This window comes from Ideonella azotifigens (assembly GCF_006519715.1).
Taxonomy (GTDB): Bacteria; Pseudomonadota; Gammaproteobacteria; order Burkholderiales; family Burkholderiaceae_C; genus Ideonella; species Ideonella azotifigens.
Genome location: NZ_VIDT01000834.1, coordinates 1 through 2,100, shown reverse-complemented (window position 1 = coordinate 2,100; position 2,100 = coordinate 1). Strand labels below are relative to the sequence as shown.

3 protein-coding genes are annotated in these 2,100 nt (G+C 67.8%); all 3 read right to left on the bottom strand.

All coding sequences use genetic code 11. The features are described from left to right. Positions 1-94: 94 nt before the first annotated feature. Positions 95-967: a phytanoyl-CoA dioxygenase family protein gene (locus FKP22_RS28225; RefSeq protein WP_141291396.1), complete on the bottom strand. Its 873-nt coding sequence runs from the start codon at positions 965-967 to the stop codon at positions 95-97. Then, positions 964-1,794 carry a putative hydro-lyase gene (locus tag FKP22_RS28220; protein WP_141291393.1) on the bottom strand — a complete coding sequence of 277 codons (831 nt, stop codon included), beginning with the start codon at positions 1,792-1,794 and terminating at the stop codon, positions 964-966. Before FKP22_RS28220 ends, FKP22_RS28225 begins: the two co-directional genes overlap by 4 nt. Then, positions 1,791-2,100, bottom strand: a 310-nt coding sequence (locus tag FKP22_RS28215; RefSeq protein WP_141291391.1) for an energy transducer TonB, incomplete at its 5' end; no start/stop codon positions are given. The genes FKP22_RS28215 and FKP22_RS28220, both read right to left, overlap by 4 nt.

Below are 2,100 nucleotides of genomic sequence, written 5' to 3'. Positions count from 1 at the left end.
CCGTCCTCGGCCAGGGCGATGGCAATGTCACGGCCGGTGCCGCTGCTCGCGCCGGTCACCAGGGCGATCGGAGATTCTGTGTGGAGTACGGGCGTCATGCGGGGGTCGCCTTGTCGAAGTAGCGGGCTCGGGCGTGTGCCTGTGCCTTGTAGATGGAACTGCCGGCGCGCGAGGGAAACGGCAGCTTGATGACGTTGGATTCGGTGCGGACCGCACTGGTGGCCGGGCCGGTCAACAGGCGCGAGTTGTATTCGTCCCAATCGACGTCGTAGAAGAGCGGATACGCATCGCTGGCGGCGTACTCCAGGAACAAGATGCGGCGCTGCTGGCCGGAGTGGTTGGGGCCGGAGCCGTGCAAGGTCATCGGGTGGTGCAGCGAAACCGTGCCGGCACGGCCGACCAGCGAGACCGCGTTCGACACGTCGACCTGCTGGGCGGCCAGGTCCACTGCCCCGACGAAGCCGAGCTGAGGATCGTGGTGCTCCAGCAGCGGCCCCAGGTGGCTGCCGGGCAGCACCTGCATCGCACCGTTCTCGACCGTGACGTCGTCAATCATCACCGAGGCCACACAGGTCGACATGTTGGAGTGCGGCGCGAAGGCCCAGTCCTGGTGCCACTCCAGCGAGGAACCGGCCCGCGCCGCCTTCATGTTGATCTTGCTGTGGCTCAGCCGCATGTTCTGGCCGCACAGGCGCTGCACCAACTCGAAGATGGCCGGGTGCCGGGCCAGAGAGAAGTACAGCGGGTCCACACGATGCGGCTTCTTGATGCGCTGCACCAGAGGCGCCTGTGGCGTGTGGGCCGCCTCGAAGTCAAAGATCGGACCTTCCTCCGCAAGCCCATGGGCCTGCGCGGCAATGCGGTCGGTGGTGGCCTGCAGCGCGCGGACCTCCTCTGCGTTGAGGGCGCCGGGGATCAACACATAGCCCTCGGCCTGGTACTGCCGGAGCATGGCGTCGATGTTCATGATGGGATTTCCTTTTTGTCCAGGGGGATGGCCCGGGAGGCTTGGACCGGCAGATCGGTCACCACCATGTGGGCCTTGTAATGGGTGATGCACAAGGGCAGCCGCGCCTGCAGCGCGGCCAGCTGCGCCGTGGCGCCGCAGGCCCAGAACACAGGCAGCTCGTCCGCATGCAGCTGTGTCAAACCATGGCCGCCATAGGACTGCGCCAGATCGGCAATGCCGATCAGCCCGGGCTGGCCCAGATGCACCGGCGCGCCGTGGAACTGCGGGTAACGCGCGGAGACACTGATGGCGCGGATGGCATCGGCCGCGCGCAACGCCCGCATCGAGACCACCAGTGGCCCACTGAAAGCGCCCGAGGGCCGGGTCGGCAGGCCAGTGACGTACATGGCCGAGACCTGCCCCTCGTCAAGATGCCGCAGCCGCACGCCATGCTGCTGCAGCACCCCTTCGAACGAGAAGGAGCAGCCGAGCACGAAGGCCACCAGGTCATCGCGCCAAAGCCCGCTGATCTCGCGCGGCGTGTCGCTCAGCTCGCCGTTGCGAAACACCATGTAGCCGCCCGCGTCGGTGCGCAGGTCCAGGTCGGCGCCCAGCGCGGGAATGTGCGGCGAGCCCGGCTCGCTGCGGCCCAGCACCGGAAGCGCCTGGGGATTGAGCGCGCAGTAGGCGGCGAAGTCGTCGGCCTGCGCGGCCGGCACGATCATCAGGTTGCCCTGCACGTGTCCGCGCACCAGCCCGTTGGTGAAGCCGCGAAAGCGGCCGCTGCGAATGGCCTGGCGCACTGCGCGGGGCGACTCGGGGTCGAAGTCAAAGGCGTTGCTCATGGCGATACGAACTGCACGGTGACGGTGAAGACATGCGCGCTGCTGCCTGGCCAGGCCTCCACCGGCCAGGCCGGGTACTGGCCACTGCGCACGATCTGCAGCGCCTGCTTGTCGAGGATGGGCGAGTTGGCGCTGCGCTCGATCTCCACTTGGCTGACCGTGCCGTCCCGCGTCAGCGTGAAGCGGACCACGCTGGCGCCCTCCGGCCGCAGCCGCCGCGCATCACCCGAGGTCGGGTACTCGGTGATGGAGCGGATGTAGCCGCGTAGCTTGCCGACATAGCTGGTCTCGATGGCAGCGGTGTTC

Bases quoted from the DNA above. Each gene is read 5' to 3' on its own strand.
- FKP22_RS28225 (WP_141291396.1), bottom strand. From the start codon at position 967: ATGAACATCGACGCCATGCTCCGGCAGTACCAGGCCGAGGGCTATGTG.
- FKP22_RS28220 (WP_141291393.1), bottom strand. From the start codon at position 1,794: ATGAGCAACGCCTTTGACTTCGACCCCGAGTCGCCCCGCGCAGTGCGC.